The sequence below is a fragment of the Lysinibacillus xylanilyticus genome (assembly GCF_001183605.1).
In the GTDB taxonomy this organism is placed as follows: domain Bacteria; phylum Bacillota; class Bacilli; order Bacillales_A; family Planococcaceae; genus Lysinibacillus; species Lysinibacillus xylanilyticus.
In genome coordinates, this window is record NZ_LFXJ01000005.1 from 518,758 (window position 1) to 532,090 (window position 13,333).

Below are 13,333 nucleotides of genomic sequence, written 5' to 3' on the forward strand. Positions count from 1 at the left end.
AAAATGGCGCAAAAAGGTAAGATTTTCGTAGTTGGCTTTGGCCCTGGAGACTTTAAACATATTACGACTCGTGCTGTGGAGGCACTACAACAAAGTGATATGATCATAGGCTATAAAACTTATGTTGAACTTATTCAGGATTTAGTTAGTGCAAAGTCAATTATTAGTACTGGTATGACAGAGGAAGTTTCACGTGCACAGGAAGCGGTACGTCAAGCAGAGGCTGGAAGTATCGTATCGGTCATTTCCAGTGGAGATGCCGGGGTTTATGGAATGGCTGGATTAGTGTATGAAGTATTAATCGAGCTAGGATGGACAGAAGCAACTGGTATCGAGGTAGAAATTGTTCCTGGTATTTCAGCTATTAATTCGTGTGCAAGTTTACTAGGTGCTCCTATTATGCATGACGCCTGTACCATTAGTTTAAGTGATCACCTAACACCTTGGAATTTAATTGCAAAACGAGTGGAAGCGGCAGCTATGGCGGATTTTGTTATTGCTCTTTATAACCCGAAAAGTGGGCGTCGTACGAGACAAATCGTTGAGGCACAACGAATTTTATTAGAATATCGTTCACCAGATACGCCGGTTGGACTTGTGAAAAGCGCGTATCGTGACCGTCAGGAAATTACGATGACTACTTTAGCGGAAATGCTTGAACACGATATCGGCATGTTAACGACAGTTATTATCGGGAATTCAACAACATTCTTCTACGACAATAAAATGATTACGCCACGTGGTTATCAGCGTAAATATACACTTGGTGAGGAAAAACAACCGTTACGACCACATCAACGACTTAAAGAAGAAAATGAACCATGGGCAATGAATCAAGAAACAGGAGCAGCGAGTAATGATTTTGCGACAGATCCTAATGCCAATCGTATGAAGCCCAGTTTAGCCATCAGACCACAATCAAAGCCTAAAAAATCGTCACTGGAAATGGCGACAGCTGCACTTGCTATGGTGAAGGGAACAAGCGCGGTGAAAGTAACACCTAAGCGTGTTCAACAAAAAATCGAATCCATTTTTGAATTAGCGGTTAGTCCTGGGGTAGCCAATAAGTTCTTTACTCCTCAACAAATGATGACGTTAGCTGAGGTAGTTGGCGAGGAAGGGACGATGGAGTATACACCAGACCATCAGATTCATTTGAAAATTCCAACGTCTAATCCTGAAGAGGTTACAGCAAAGCTTCGTGAAGTTGGCTTTTTACTAGCACCACTTGGTGACGTGTTATCGTTGAAGGCTTGTGACTTCTGTTATGGAGAAAAGTACGATTCGATTCCGTATGCGGAAGAGATTCAAGCAAAACTTGGTGGGATGTCGTTACCGAAAACATTAAATATTGGCTTTAATGGCTGCGGTATGGCATGTTATCGAGCAGTATTCGATGATATTGGAATTGTTTATCGTAAAAGTAAATTTGATGTTTTTATTGGTGCCAAGCCGGTTGGTCGTACAGCACATGCGGCACAGCCAGTTGTTGAGGGGCTAGAGCCTGAACAGCTCATACCACTTATCACCGACATTATCGAAGAATATAAAGCAAATGCGCATCCAAATGAACGTTTGTTTAAATACTTCAAGCGTGTGAAAAAGATCCTACATTTTACGTATCAGGATATGTCTTCAAAAATAAAAGTAGAGCCAGCTCCATGCGGCGACTAGTGAGGAGTAATGAGATGAAAGCAATTTTATTTGTCGGCCACGGGAGCCGTTTAGAAGCAGGGAATGAAGAGGTACGTACGTTTATCGAGCAAATGACACCTCGCATTGATGATAACTTTTTAGTAGAAACATGTTTTTTAGAGTTCGCTTCGCCAAACATTGAAGAAGGTATTACGAACTGTGTGAAGAAGGGTGCTACAGAGGTGCATGTTATTCCGATTATCCTTCTTCATGCTGGACATTCAAAACTACATATTCCAGCAGAAATCGAACATGCGCGTGAGCATTATCCAAATATAACGTTCACGTATGGACAAACAATCGGTATCCATGATGAAATATTTGCTATTTTAGAAGACCGTTTAGTAGAAATCGGCTTTAATGCTGAAGAAGAACATAAAGATACTGCCATTTTATTAATTGCACGTGGGGGCAGTGATCCAACTGCAAATGGTGATTTTTATAAAATTACACGCTTATTATGGGAAAAACTCCCGGTTAAGTATGTAGAAAGTGCATTTATGGGTGTCACTGATCCCCGTGTAGAAGAAGGAATAGAGCGTTGTGTGAAGCTAGGTGCTAAAAAAATTATTATGCTACCGTACTTTTTATTCACAGGTATCCTAATGGAACGTATGAACGGCATGTGCAATCAATTTAACGAAAAATACGCAGACTGTGATATTCAAATTGCTAATTATTTTGGTTATCATGAGCGTTTACAAAATGTGCTATTAGAGCGTATTGAACAAGCTGTCAATGGTACATCGACAGGTATGCAAGATTTAGAAAATTATCGTGCTTATGCGGCAGTGCATGGACATGCGCATCATCATCACCACCACGATCACGACCATGACCATGACCACGACCACGACCACGACCATCATCATCACCATGAAGAGGAGCCGGTGAAATGATTTTCATGTTAGCGGGGACGAGCGATGCTAGGAATCTAGCACTTGAACTACAGTCAGCAGGTCATGCTGTGACAGCTACGGTCGTTACTGAATCAGCCGCTTCAAGCCTTGCAGAAGTAGGCCTTCCTCATTTAGTTGGTCGTTTAACGGCGGAGGAAATGGCGACGATTATTACCGAGCGAGGGTATCGTTTAGTTGTAGACGCCTCTCATCCATTTGCTGAAGAAGCTTCAAAAAATGCCATGGCGGCAGCAAAGCAAGCAAATGTTCCGTATATTCGCTATGAACGTGCTCATGAGCATTATGCACACTCGCTAATTACGGTTGTGAAGGATTATGAGGAGGCTGCCCATTTAGCAGCGGAAAAACGTGGAGTCATTATGCTAACGACCGGCAGTAAAACATTAGCGACCTTTACAAAGGTGTTACATGGCTTAGAAAATACACGAGTGATTGCACGTATGCTTCCTCGACTCGATAATATGGAAAAATGTGAAGCCCTTGGTGTGGCACAAAGAGATATTGTTGCCATACAAGGCCCATTTTCAAAGGAATTAAACGAAGCCCTCTTTCGTCAATATAATGTGACATTGATGATTACGAAAGAGAGTGGCAAGGTTGGCTCGGTGGATGAAAAGCTAGAGGCAGCCCTTGCATGTGGCATTGAAACAATTTTAATTGCAAGACCAAATATAAAATACGGACAGCAATATTCTACATTTGAAGATGTATTACAGGCTGTACAAAACACACTTTAGGAGGCAATACAAATGGACTTTAAAACAGATTTCAAACCATTAACAGTAGACCCAGATAAAATTTACGATTACAGCTTCGCTATTATTGCTGAGGAAATGGGCGAGCATGATTTCTCAGAGGATGAGTGGAAAATTGTACGTCGCATTATTCACGCTTCAGCCGATTTTGAATTAGGACGTAGCGTTATTATTACACCAGGAGCAATTGAAGCTGGTATTAAATCAATCCTTGCAGGTCGCCATGTCATTGCAGATGTGCAGATGATCGAAAGTGGTTCAGGGAAAAAACGCTTCCAAAAGCATGGTGGCGATTTACACTGTTACATTGCAGATGAAGACGTATCAATTGAAGCGAAAAAACAAAACGCAACGCGTGCGATTATCTCAATGCAAAAGGCAGCTAAATTACACGAAGGTGGCATTTATGCAATTGGTAATGCACCAACAGCATTGCTTGAATTAATTCGTTTAATTAAAGAAGGCTTAGCGAAACCAGATTTAATTATCGGTATGCCAGTTGGCTTCGTATCAGCTGCTGAATCGAAGGAAGAGCTTTTAAAACTAGAAGGTATTCCTTATATTACAAATGTTGGTCGTAAAGGCGGTAGTACAGTGACGGTTGCCGCATTGAATGCTGTCTCACTTTTAGCGGATGAACAGGCGAAAAAATAATGGAGCGGAAGCCTAAAAAGGATCCCAAGGACATGCGTCACGGTTATACAACGGGGTCTTGTGCGACTGCAGTAACTAAGGCTGCATTACTTGCCTTAATTACAAATGAAGAGCAAGAAACAAGTACTATTCATTTGCCGATTGGACGAGATGCGACATTCACAATAGAAAAATGTACATTTCAAAATAATGCTGTTAGCTGTGAAACGATTAAGGATGCTGGTGATGACCCAGACGCAACACATAAAGCACTCATTATCGGCACAGTAAGCTGGTCAAATATACCAGGCATTCATCTAGACGGTGGAATTGGTGTCGGGCGTGTAACAAAGCCCGGCTTACCAGTGCCTGTCGGAGAAGCAGCTATCAATCCAGTACCACGGAAGATGATTCATAGTACTGTACAAGGCGTACTTGATGAATTTCAAATTAAACGAGGCGTTAATGTAGTTATTTCCGTCCCTAAAGGTGAAGAAATTGCTAAAAAAACGTTAAATGGGAGACTTGGTATTATTGGAGGAATCTCCATTTTAGGCACAAGGGGAACCGTCGTGCCTTTTTCGAGTTCTGCTTATATGGCTAGCATTGTCCAAGCGATTAGTGTTGCAAAAGAGGCTGGTTGTGAGCATTTAGTTGTTACGACTGGTGGACGTAGTGAAAAGTATGCGATGGCACAGTACCCTCATTTGCAAGAGGAAGCGTTTATAGAAATGGGCGATTTTGTAGGCTTTACATTAAAGCATTGTAAACGACTTGGTATGAAGCAAGTATCGCTTGTTGGTATGATGGGGAAATTCTCGAAGGTGGCACAAGGTGTCATGATGGTGCACTCCAAAAGTGCTCCTATTGATTTTAACTTTTTAGCTCAATTAGCAGTGGATATTGGTGCGGATGAAGAAACCGTTACGAACGTACGAGAGGCAAACACGGCTTCACAGGTCGGAGAAATTATGGCAGAAAAGGGCTATGATGCATTCTTTAACCACTTATGTGAAGCTTGCTGTTATTCATCATTACATCACATTAAGGGCGGTTTAACGCTTTCCACATCGATCTATTCGATGCAGGGACAATTATTAGGAAGGGCTGATGACATTGCATCGATCGATGAAGTTGATTGGGATCGGGGATAACGGACAAGAAAGCTTGCTACCGCAATACGTGCAGTGGATTGAAGACTGTGAGGTACTTGTTGGTGGGGAGCGTGTTCTAGAATTTTTCCCGAACTTTACTGGTGAAAAAATTTTGATTAAAGGTGGTCTTTCAGCGCTTGTTGAAAGACTATCTACAGAAACAAGAAATACAGTGATCTTAGCGTCTGGTGATCCATTATTTTACGGCATCGGTGGTTATTTAGCGAAGAAGCTAGACATTGAAGTTTATCCATATATGAGCTCGGTACAGCTTGCTTTTTCTAAGATGGGAGAAAGCTGGCAGGATGCTTATGTCACAAGTATTCATGGGCGCTCCATGAAAGGCTTAGCACAACGTATTGATGGTAAAAAGAAAGTGGCACTGCTAACAGATGCAGAAAATAACCCAAATGCGCTAGCAAATTATTTAAAGCATTTTGGCATGACAGAATACCGTGCATTTGTGGCAGAAAACTTACAGGGCACAAATGAAAAATTCGGTTGGTATTCGCTTGATGAATTAGAAATGGCTAATTTTTCTCCTTTAAATGTTGTCATTCTACAACAAACCTCAGTACCGAAACGCTATGCACTCGGTATTGATGATGAAGAATTCTCACAGCGTAAGCCAGACAAAGGACTTATTACGAAAAAAGAAATTCGTGTTTTAAGTTTACAAGCAATGCAGCTACAAAAGGATAGCATCATTTGGGACGTTGGTACATGTACGGGTTCAATGGCCATTGAGGCAGGCAAGCTTGCGCCAGAAGGACAAATATTTGCAGTGGAGAAAAACGCTCCTGATTTAGAAAATTGCCTGCAAAATCAGCAAAAGTTCCGTGTAGATATTACAGCTATTCATAGTAAAGCGCCAGCAGGACTTGAAAACTTCCCTGATCCGGATGCGATTTTTATCGGCGGTACAGGTGGGGAAATGGTGGAGTTATTACAATTGTGCTGTACACGCTTAAAGCCAAATGGTCGTATTGTATTGAATGCTGCAACAATTGAAAATTTATATAAGGCAGTCGAAGCGTTTAAATCTTGTGGCTTTGCTGTAGACATATTGCAGGCACAGCTTGCACGCAGTAAACCAATATTAGATATGACACGTTTTGTCCCATTAAATCCGATTTACATTATTTCTGCATATCGAAAGGAAGAAAATCATGAGTAATCTAGGTATTTTATATGGCTTGGGCGTAGGTCCTGGCGATCCAGAGTTAATTACAGTTAAGGCATTCCGTATCATTCAGGAATCGCCTGTTATTGCCTATCCGAAAAAACTAAAAGGCAGTAAAAGCTATGCCCATCGTATCGTAGATGTCTATATTAACCCAGAAGAAAAGGATATGCTTGGACTAGTATTTCCAATGACAAAAGATGAGGCTGTATTAGAACGCGAGTGGACGAAATCAGTTGAACTTGTTTATGAAAAATTAAAAGAAGGTAAGGACGTCGCATTCGTAACAGAAGGAGACCCATTACTATATAGTACGTTCATCCATATGATGAAGCTAATGCAGGACATGCACCCTGAAGTTGAAATTCGAACAGTTCCTGGAATTTCATCATTCAATGGTTCAGCATCACGACTTGGAATCGCGCTAGCAGATGGCGATGACCGTGTTGCGATTGTCCCTGCCCATGATGACTATGATGCAATGCGTGAAGCGATTGAAAGTCACGATGCAGTGGTGTTCATTAAAGTAGCGAAGGTTATTGATTTAATGCTTGAGGTGCTACGTGATTTAGATTTACTTGATAAGGCATCAGTCGTAACAAAGGTAACGTCTGATGAGGAAGTTATTTGGGATGTACGAGAGCTAGATGGTGTAGATTTAGAATATTTAACGTTAATGGTGGTGCGTAAATAATGAAGAAAATATATATTGTCGGCGCTGGTCCTGGTGATCCAGATTTAATTACAGTTAAAGGCTTACATATGCTACAAACAGCGGACGTTGTTATGTATACAGATTCTTTAGTAAGTGAGGACCTTATTGCAAAGGCACGACCAGATGCAGAGGTTATTCGTACGGCAGGTATGCATTTAGAGGAAATGGTGGCGGTTATGATAGATCGTGTCAATGCGGGAAAAGTAGTAGCTCGTATGCATACAGGAGACCCTGCAATGTATGGAGCGATTATGGAGCAGGTGGCACTATTGAAAAAAGAAGGCATTGGCTACGAGGTTATTCCTGGTGTTAGCTCTGTCTTCGCATCTGCAGCGGCAATCGGAGCAGAATTAACAATTCCTGATTTAACACAAACACTTATTTTAACGCGTGCCGAAGGACGTACACCTGTACCAGAATTTGAAAAGCTACGTGATTTAGCGAGTCACCATTGTACAATTGCATTATTCCTGAGTGCAACGTTAACAAAGAAAATAGTAAAAGAATTACAGAATGCTGGCTGGGCAGATGATACACCAGTAGCTGTTATTCAACGAGCTTCTTGGCCAGATCAAAAAATTGTACGTACAACATTAATTGAACTGGATGAAGCAATGCGTGTGAACGGTATTCGTAAGCATGCGATGATTTTAGCTGGTTGGGCATTAGATCCGAATATTCATGATAAGGATCAATATCGTTCGAAATTATATGATGCTACTTTCACACATGGCTTTAGAAAAGGTGTGAAGACAAGTGATTGAGTTACAAGAGGGCCTATTGCCAGAGGTTGATCAACGAAATCCTTATGCAGTTGTAGCCATCACAAAGCACGGTGTTCAAATTGGACGTCGCTTGCAGCATACTTTTGCTGCGAGCGACTTATATTACATGAGTAAATTTGAACAGGGTGATGAAGCAGAAAAACATATTCAGATGTTTACAGGTACTGTGCGTTTACTGCTACCCACTCTTTTTAAGCAATATAAAGGCTTGATTATAATCATCTCACTCGGTGCAGTTGTACGCATGATAGCACCGATTTTAAAGGATAAAAAGACAGATCCTGGCGTTGTAGTCATTGACGACCGTGGTGAAAATGTGATTAGCGTCTTATCAGGTCATTTAGGTGGTGCCAATGAGCTGACACATGAAGTAGCTGCAGCACTTGGAGCAAATCCAATTATTACGACAGCCTCAGATGTGCAAAAGACCATCCCGGTTGATTTATTTGGAGCACGTTTTGGCTGGGTATGGGATAGTGCCGATAAACTGACACCTGTAAGTGCGTCTGTTGTCAACGAGGAGCACGTCGCAATTGTTCAGGAAACAGGGGAACGTGACTGGTGGATGCGTGACACAGCGATGCCAGAGCAAATTAAAATTTATCCGTCAACATATGCAGCGATTGAAGCGAAACCACAAGCGACATTGTTGATTACAGACCGCATCATTGACCCAGAAGAAGAAGTGCTTCTTGAAAATGGTGTCATTTATCGACCGAAATCGGTCGTGCTTGGCATGGGCTGTAATCGTGGGACATCTGTGGAAGAAATTGAGCAAGTCATTGATGAAACTCTTGCAGAGCTGAAGCTTTCGAAAAAAAGTGTCAAGGCGCTATGCACGATTGATTTAAAGAAGGACGAGCAATGCTTCTTAGAAATAACAAAGAAATACGATTGGGAATTTGTTACATATTCACCGGTGGAATTAAATGAAATTGATTTCCCATCACCTTCGGAAACCGTATTTAAATATACAGGTGCATACGGGGTGAGTGAGCCTGCAGCAATGCGTTATGCGCACGTGGAATCGCTTGTGCTAGAAAAGAAAAAATCGGGCAATGCTACAATCTCTGTTGCTAGATTAACATTTTAAGGAGGAAGCCTATGCAAACGAATCGCTTTGTACTAGCTGGTACTGGCAGTGGTGTTGGTAAAACAACCTTTACCATTGGGCTTATGAAAGCATTACAGGAAAAGGGCAAAATTGTGCAGGGCTTTAAATGTGGTCCCGATTATATTGACCCTACCTATCATACTGCGGTAACAGGACGGGTATCGCGCAATATCGATAGCTGGATGTTTTCACATGAAGCAGTGCGTGATATTGTCGCGCGCGCAAGCAAAGATGCTGATGTTTCCATTATTGAAGGAGTTATGGGCTTTTATGATGGCAAAAGTCCGTTATCGGATGCTGGCTCTGCAGCAGACATTAGTGTTGTAACAGAAAGCCCGGTTATTTTAATTGTCAATTGTGCAAGTATGGCGAGAAGTGTAGCAGCAGTTGTGAAAGGCTTTCAAATGTTATCAGATCAACCGAATATCGTTGGTGTCATTGCCAACCAAGTCGGTAGTGTCGGTCATTATGAAATTGCGAAGGCTGCTATTGAGCAGGAGTGCGGTATTCCTGTGATCGGATATTTGAAGCGTGAGGAAGATATTGATATTCCTAGTCGACATTTAGGATTAGTCCCTGCAATCGAACGAGGAGAACTCGATACATTTTTTGATAAGCTAGGCTCTTTAATGGCAGAGACCATTGATTTAGATCAATTGCTTGAATTAACAAAGGCTCCTGTTCTACAAGAATCAGGGCAACTATTTGTGGAACAACCATCTCAAAATATTTGCATCGCCGTTGCAAAGGATGCCGCGTTTAACTTCTATTATGAAGAGAATTTGAATCTGCTGCGTGCAAAAGGAGCAGAGCTTCAATTTTTCTCACCACTTGCAAATGAGCCTGTACCTGCTGAAGCAGACGGATTGTATATCGGTGGGGGCTTCCCAGAAGAATTTGCAGATATTTTAGCGGAAAATTCGAATGCTAAACAGTCTATTCGTGAAGCAGTTGCCAAAGGTCTACCAACATTAGCTGAGTGTGGAGGCTTTATGTATTTGACGGAGGCTATTACGAATAGCAACGGTGACCGTTATGACATGATTGGTGTTATTCCGGGAGAAGTAGCGATGCAAACAAAGCTTGCTGCTCTTGGCTACCGAGAAATTTTTGGCACACAACATAATTTTTTAATTGGTACGGATGAAGAAGCTAAGGGACATGAATTCCACTATTCAAAATATAGCGGCTCACATAATACCCCGGCCTATGAAACGAAGGGGCGCTTTGGTAACAAACAAGAGGGCTACCAAGCAGGAAATTTAGTAGCTGGCTATACGCATTTTCATTTCGTATCTAACCCAAAGCTTGTTGACAATTGGTTAACAGCTTGTAAGAAGGTGAAAAATCATGACTAATTATTTTCCGATTCACATCAATATTGAATATAAAACCGTAGTAATTGTTGGTGGAGGACACGTAGCAATACAGAAGGTAGCATCACTGCTTCCAGCTAAAGCTAGTATTGTCGTTGTTAGTCCAACTCTAGATGAATCCTTACTCCCCCTTGCGGAATCAGGACAAATTACGTGGCATGAAAAAGAATTTGAACCGCGTGATTTGGATGATGCATCACTCATTATTGCAGCGACAAATGATACGTCAGTAAATGAGGCTGTACAAGAAGCAGCCCAGCATTGGCAGCTCATCAACCGCGCAGATGCACAGGCTGAAAGCGACTTTATAACGCCAGCAACAGTGCGTCGTGGTCCTTTAGTGTTGACAGTTTCAACGTCAGGGGCAAGTCCAGCATTAGCACGTAAAATCAAGGCTGATCTCGAAGAGCAATTTGATGAGGTTTATGATGACTACGTATGCTTCCTACAGCAGGCACGTTTAATGATTGCTGCTAAGTTTGAAAAGGGCCCACAAAGACGTAAAGCTTTACAAGCATTACTTGAACCGAGCCTACTAGAATGGACACGTAATGGAGAGATTGATAGACGTGAAGCATTTTTACAACAAATACTGATGGGAGAAGCGCGATGAAAGACGGAATAGTGTATTTAGTTGGAGCTGGACCAGGAGATCCAAAGCTCATTACAGTGTACGGGTTAGAATGTATTCAAAAGGCTGATGTCATTGCATATGACCGTCTTGTGAACCCGAAATTGTTAGAGTTTGCGAAAAAAGATGCTGAGCTTGTGTACTGCGGTAAATTACCTGGTAAGCATCACTTAATTCAAGATGAGATTCATACATTACTCGTCGAAAAAGCGCAGGAAGGCAAGATAGTCACACGTTTAAAGGGTGGCGATCCATTCGTCTTTGGTCGTGGTGCAGAGGAAGCGGAAATTTTAAAAAATCATGGTATTGCTTATGAAATCGTACCCGGTATTACAGCAGGAATTGCTGCCCCAGCGTATGCTGGTATTCCTGTAACACACCGTGATTTTGCGACAAGTTTTGCTCTTGTAACAGGACATGGCCGTGAGGAAAAAGGACAAGACTTTTTAAATTGGCCTGCACTTGCAACAGGGATCGATACAGTTGCCTTTTATATGAGTGTCGGTAATATTGCTTATATTTCTAAAAAGCTCATCGAAAATGGTCGCAAAGCAACTACTCCAGTCGCCGTTATTGAGTGGGGAACAACAGAGCAACAGCGTACCATTACAGGACAGCTTGATGAAATTGCAAGCATTATTGAACGAGAAGGCTATCATAATCCTTCCATGATTGTCGTTGGGGAAGTCGTCAATGTACGCGAGAAAATTCAATGGTTTGAAGAACAGGGACTAGCCCTTTCATAAAAAGTTATTTGAGCATAAGGAGGAAACACATCATGACAGTAATAGAGGCTTTAAAAAATCGTCGAGCAATTCGTAATTACACGGCACAGCCTGTTGAAAAAGAGAAAATCGAGCAAATTCTACAAGCAGCTACTTATGCTCCAAATGACCGTATGCGTGAGCCATGGCATTTTTATGTTATTCAAGATGATGCGATGAGACGCTATGAGGAAATGGCAAGTGCTTATTTACAAGAGAGATTCCCAACTAAACCTAATTTAGTAGAGAGCTCGTTAAAGGTTGTTCAAACAACGCCAGTGGCCATTGTTGTGACAGCAGATATTGTAGAAGACGATGCAGATGCGACAGCAGATAATGTCTTTGCTGTATGTAGCGCCATCATGTCCATGTGGCTTGCAGCAGAGGAACTAGGGCTTGGCTTTGTATGGCGTACACGTGGTGTAGGGCTTGTTCATGATCCACGTATGCATGCATTCATTGGCGCAAGTGAATCACAAAAGGTAGTAGGAACAATCTTTATTGGCTATCCAGAAGAGCAGGAGCTTAAAGACAAGAAACGTACACCATCTGAAGAAAAAACAACATGGCTTTAAGGGAGGCTTGAAAAATGGCTAGAAAAGGCTTGTTTTTAGTTTACACAGGTGAAGGGAAGGGCAAAACAACGGCTTCTCTCGGCGTCACATTGCGCGCAGTTGGTCGAGGACTTAATGTACGTTACATGCAATTTATTAAATCACCAGAGCGTACATACGGAGAGCAAATTGCTCTTCGTAAGCTTGGCGTAGAAATGGAGCAAATGGGGATCGGCTTCACTTGGACAAAAACACCAGAAGAGCATCGTGCTGCGTTAGCGAAGGCATGGGAAAAAACAAAGGCTGCCCTGCAAGACGACAGTATTGATGTACTCGTATTAGATGAGCTCAACAATGCGCTTGCAATTACAAAATTTCCAATCGATGATGTGCTTCCAATAGCCGAAGTCATTGAAGCCATTCAACAGCGCCCATCTACAATGCATTTAGTTGTAACAGGACGTAGCGCCAATCCAGCGCTAATAGCAATGGCAGATTTAGTATCAACAATTGATGCGACAAAGCATTATTACGAAGAAGGAATTCCAGCTGTTAAAGGTCTAGAATTCTAATTTGAGATTCTCGCATCAGTGGGAATACCCGAACGGAACTGGGTAGAATACCTGGAAGCAAGCTGAACCCCATGTATCAAGTTGAACTTCGCACGTTTGTGAGAATACTTGTGCTTTGAGTGGAAATACTCGCGGAGCAAGGCAGAATACTCGCGCTTGGAGTGGAAATACTCGCGGAGCAAGACAGAATACTCGCGCTTGGAGTGGAAATACTCGCGGAGTGAAGCAGAATACTCGCGCTTTGGGTGGAAATACTCGCGGAGCAAGACAGAATACTTGCGCTTGGAGTGGAAATACTCGCGGAGCGAAGCAGAATACTCGCGCTTGGAGTGGAAATACTCGCGGAGCAAGACAGAATACTCGCGCTTGGAGAGGAAATACTCGCGGAACGAAGCAGAATACTCGCGCTCTGGGGGGATGCCCGCGGAGCAAGACAGAATACTCGCGCTCTGGAGAGAAATACCTGCTGAACAGGACAGAAT

At 42.3% G+C, this 13,333-nt stretch carries 14 protein-coding genes; all 14 read left to right on the forward strand.

Features of this window, described 5'->3' with window-relative positions:
* Window positions 1-3 precede the first annotated feature (3 nt).
* From cobJ to ACZ11_RS05525, 14 genes are read left to right on the forward strand one after another with little or no spacing between them, the layout of a single operon-like run.
* Window positions 4-1,674 (forward strand): precorrin-3B C(17)-methyltransferase, encoded by a 1,671-nt coding sequence (gene cobJ, locus ACZ11_RS05460; RefSeq protein ID WP_049664356.1) that lies wholly within the window; start codon window positions 4-6, stop codon window positions 1,672-1,674.
* Between the two features lie 14 nt (window positions 1,675-1,688).
* The gene (locus ACZ11_RS05465; RefSeq protein ID WP_049664358.1) at window positions 1,689-2,594 is read left to right on the forward strand and encodes a sirohydrochlorin chelatase; all 906 of its coding nucleotides are present in this window, start codon (window positions 1,689-1,691) and stop codon (window positions 2,592-2,594) included.
* Window positions 2,591-3,352, forward strand: coding sequence for a precorrin-6A reductase (gene cobK, locus ACZ11_RS05470; RefSeq protein WP_049664359.1), 762 nt, complete (start codon window positions 2,591-2,593; stop codon window positions 3,350-3,352). The genes ACZ11_RS05465 and cobK overlap by 4 nt, the downstream gene beginning before the upstream one ends.
* 12 nt (window positions 3,353-3,364) lie before the next feature.
* On the forward strand, window positions 3,365-4,024 hold the full coding sequence (locus ACZ11_RS05475; RefSeq protein WP_049664361.1) for a precorrin-8X methylmutase: 660 nt from the start codon (window positions 3,365-3,367) through the stop codon (window positions 4,022-4,024).
* Window positions 4,024-5,157, forward strand: coding sequence for a cobalt-precorrin-5B (C(1))-methyltransferase (locus ACZ11_RS05480; protein WP_049664362.1), 1,134 nt, complete (start codon window positions 4,024-4,026; stop codon window positions 5,155-5,157). The genes ACZ11_RS05475 and ACZ11_RS05480 overlap by 1 nt, the downstream gene beginning before the upstream one ends.
* A complete protein-coding gene (gene cbiE / locus ACZ11_RS05485) occupies window positions 5,114-6,334 on the forward strand; it encodes a precorrin-6y C5,15-methyltransferase (decarboxylating) subunit CbiE (protein WP_082172684.1) in 1,221 nt (406 codons plus the stop codon). Before ACZ11_RS05480 ends, cbiE begins: the two co-directional genes overlap by 44 nt.
* Window positions 6,327-7,034, forward strand: coding sequence for a precorrin-2 C(20)-methyltransferase (gene cobI, locus ACZ11_RS05490; protein ID WP_049664364.1), 708 nt, complete (start codon window positions 6,327-6,329; stop codon window positions 7,032-7,034). The genes cbiE and cobI overlap by 8 nt, the downstream gene beginning before the upstream one ends.
* The gene (gene cobM, locus ACZ11_RS05495; protein WP_049664365.1) at window positions 7,034-7,819 is read left to right on the forward strand and encodes a precorrin-4 C(11)-methyltransferase; all 786 of its coding nucleotides are present in this window, start codon (window positions 7,034-7,036) and stop codon (window positions 7,817-7,819) included. Before cobI ends, cobM begins: the two co-directional genes overlap by 1 nt.
* The gene (locus ACZ11_RS05500; RefSeq protein WP_049664367.1) at window positions 7,812-8,933 is read left to right on the forward strand and encodes a cobalt-precorrin 5A hydrolase; all 1,122 of its coding nucleotides are present in this window, start codon (window positions 7,812-7,814) and stop codon (window positions 8,931-8,933) included. The genes cobM and ACZ11_RS05500 overlap by 8 nt, the downstream gene beginning before the upstream one ends.
* An 11-nt stretch (window positions 8,934-8,944) precedes the next feature.
* On the forward strand, window positions 8,945-10,312 hold the full coding sequence (locus ACZ11_RS05505; RefSeq protein WP_049664368.1) for a cobyrinate a,c-diamide synthase: 1,368 nt from the start codon (window positions 8,945-8,947) through the stop codon (window positions 10,310-10,312).
* Window positions 10,305-10,943, forward strand: a complete 639-nt coding sequence (locus ACZ11_RS05510; RefSeq protein WP_049664370.1) for a precorrin-2 dehydrogenase/sirohydrochlorin ferrochelatase family protein — start codon at window positions 10,305-10,307, stop codon at window positions 10,941-10,943. The genes ACZ11_RS05505 and ACZ11_RS05510 overlap by 8 nt, the downstream gene beginning before the upstream one ends.
* Complete coding sequence (gene cobA, locus ACZ11_RS05515) at window positions 10,940-11,707, forward strand: uroporphyrinogen-III C-methyltransferase (RefSeq protein WP_049664371.1); 768 nt, start codon at window positions 10,940-10,942, stop codon at window positions 11,705-11,707. Before ACZ11_RS05510 ends, cobA begins: the two co-directional genes overlap by 4 nt.
* Window positions 11,708-11,739: 32 nt before the next feature.
* Window positions 11,740-12,300, forward strand: coding sequence for a nitroreductase family protein (locus ACZ11_RS05520; RefSeq protein ID WP_049664373.1), 561 nt, complete (start codon window positions 11,740-11,742; stop codon window positions 12,298-12,300).
* A gap of 14 nt (window positions 12,301-12,314) precedes the next feature.
* A complete protein-coding gene (locus ACZ11_RS05525; RefSeq protein WP_049664374.1) occupies window positions 12,315-12,851 on the forward strand; it encodes a cob(I)yrinic acid a,c-diamide adenosyltransferase in 537 nt (178 codons plus the stop codon).
* Window positions 12,852-13,333 lie beyond the last annotated feature (482 nt).

Coding starts and splice junctions, on each gene's coding strand:
- cobJ (WP_049664356.1), top strand. CDS start 4: ATGGCGCAAAAAGGTAAGATTTTCGTAGTTGGCTTTGGCCCTGGAGAC.
- ACZ11_RS05465 (WP_049664358.1), top strand. CDS start 1,689: ATGAAAGCAATTTTATTTGTCGGCCACGGGAGCCGTTTAGAAGCAGGG.
- cobK (WP_049664359.1), top strand. CDS start 2,591: ATGATTTTCATGTTAGCGGGGACGAGCGATGCTAGGAATCTAGCACTT.
- ACZ11_RS05475 (WP_049664361.1), top strand. CDS start 3,365: ATGGACTTTAAAACAGATTTCAAACCATTAACAGTAGACCCAGATAAA.
- ACZ11_RS05480 (WP_049664362.1), top strand. CDS start 4,024: ATGGAGCGGAAGCCTAAAAAGGATCCCAAGGACATGCGTCACGGTTAT.
- cbiE (WP_082172684.1), top strand. CDS start 5,114: ATGACATTGCATCGATCGATGAAGTTGATTGGGATCGGGGATAACGGA.
- cobI (WP_049664364.1), top strand. CDS start 6,327: ATGAGTAATCTAGGTATTTTATATGGCTTGGGCGTAGGTCCTGGCGAT.
- cobM (WP_049664365.1), top strand. CDS start 7,034: ATGAAGAAAATATATATTGTCGGCGCTGGTCCTGGTGATCCAGATTTA.
- ACZ11_RS05505 (WP_049664368.1), top strand. CDS start 8,945: ATGCAAACGAATCGCTTTGTACTAGCTGGTACTGGCAGTGGTGTTGGT.
- ACZ11_RS05510 (WP_049664370.1), top strand. CDS start 10,305: ATGACTAATTATTTTCCGATTCACATCAATATTGAATATAAAACCGTA.
- cobA (WP_049664371.1), top strand. CDS start 10,940: ATGAAAGACGGAATAGTGTATTTAGTTGGAGCTGGACCAGGAGATCCA.
- ACZ11_RS05520 (WP_049664373.1), top strand. CDS start 11,740: ATGACAGTAATAGAGGCTTTAAAAAATCGTCGAGCAATTCGTAATTAC.
- ACZ11_RS05525 (WP_049664374.1), top strand. CDS start 12,315: ATGGCTAGAAAAGGCTTGTTTTTAGTTTACACAGGTGAAGGGAAGGGC.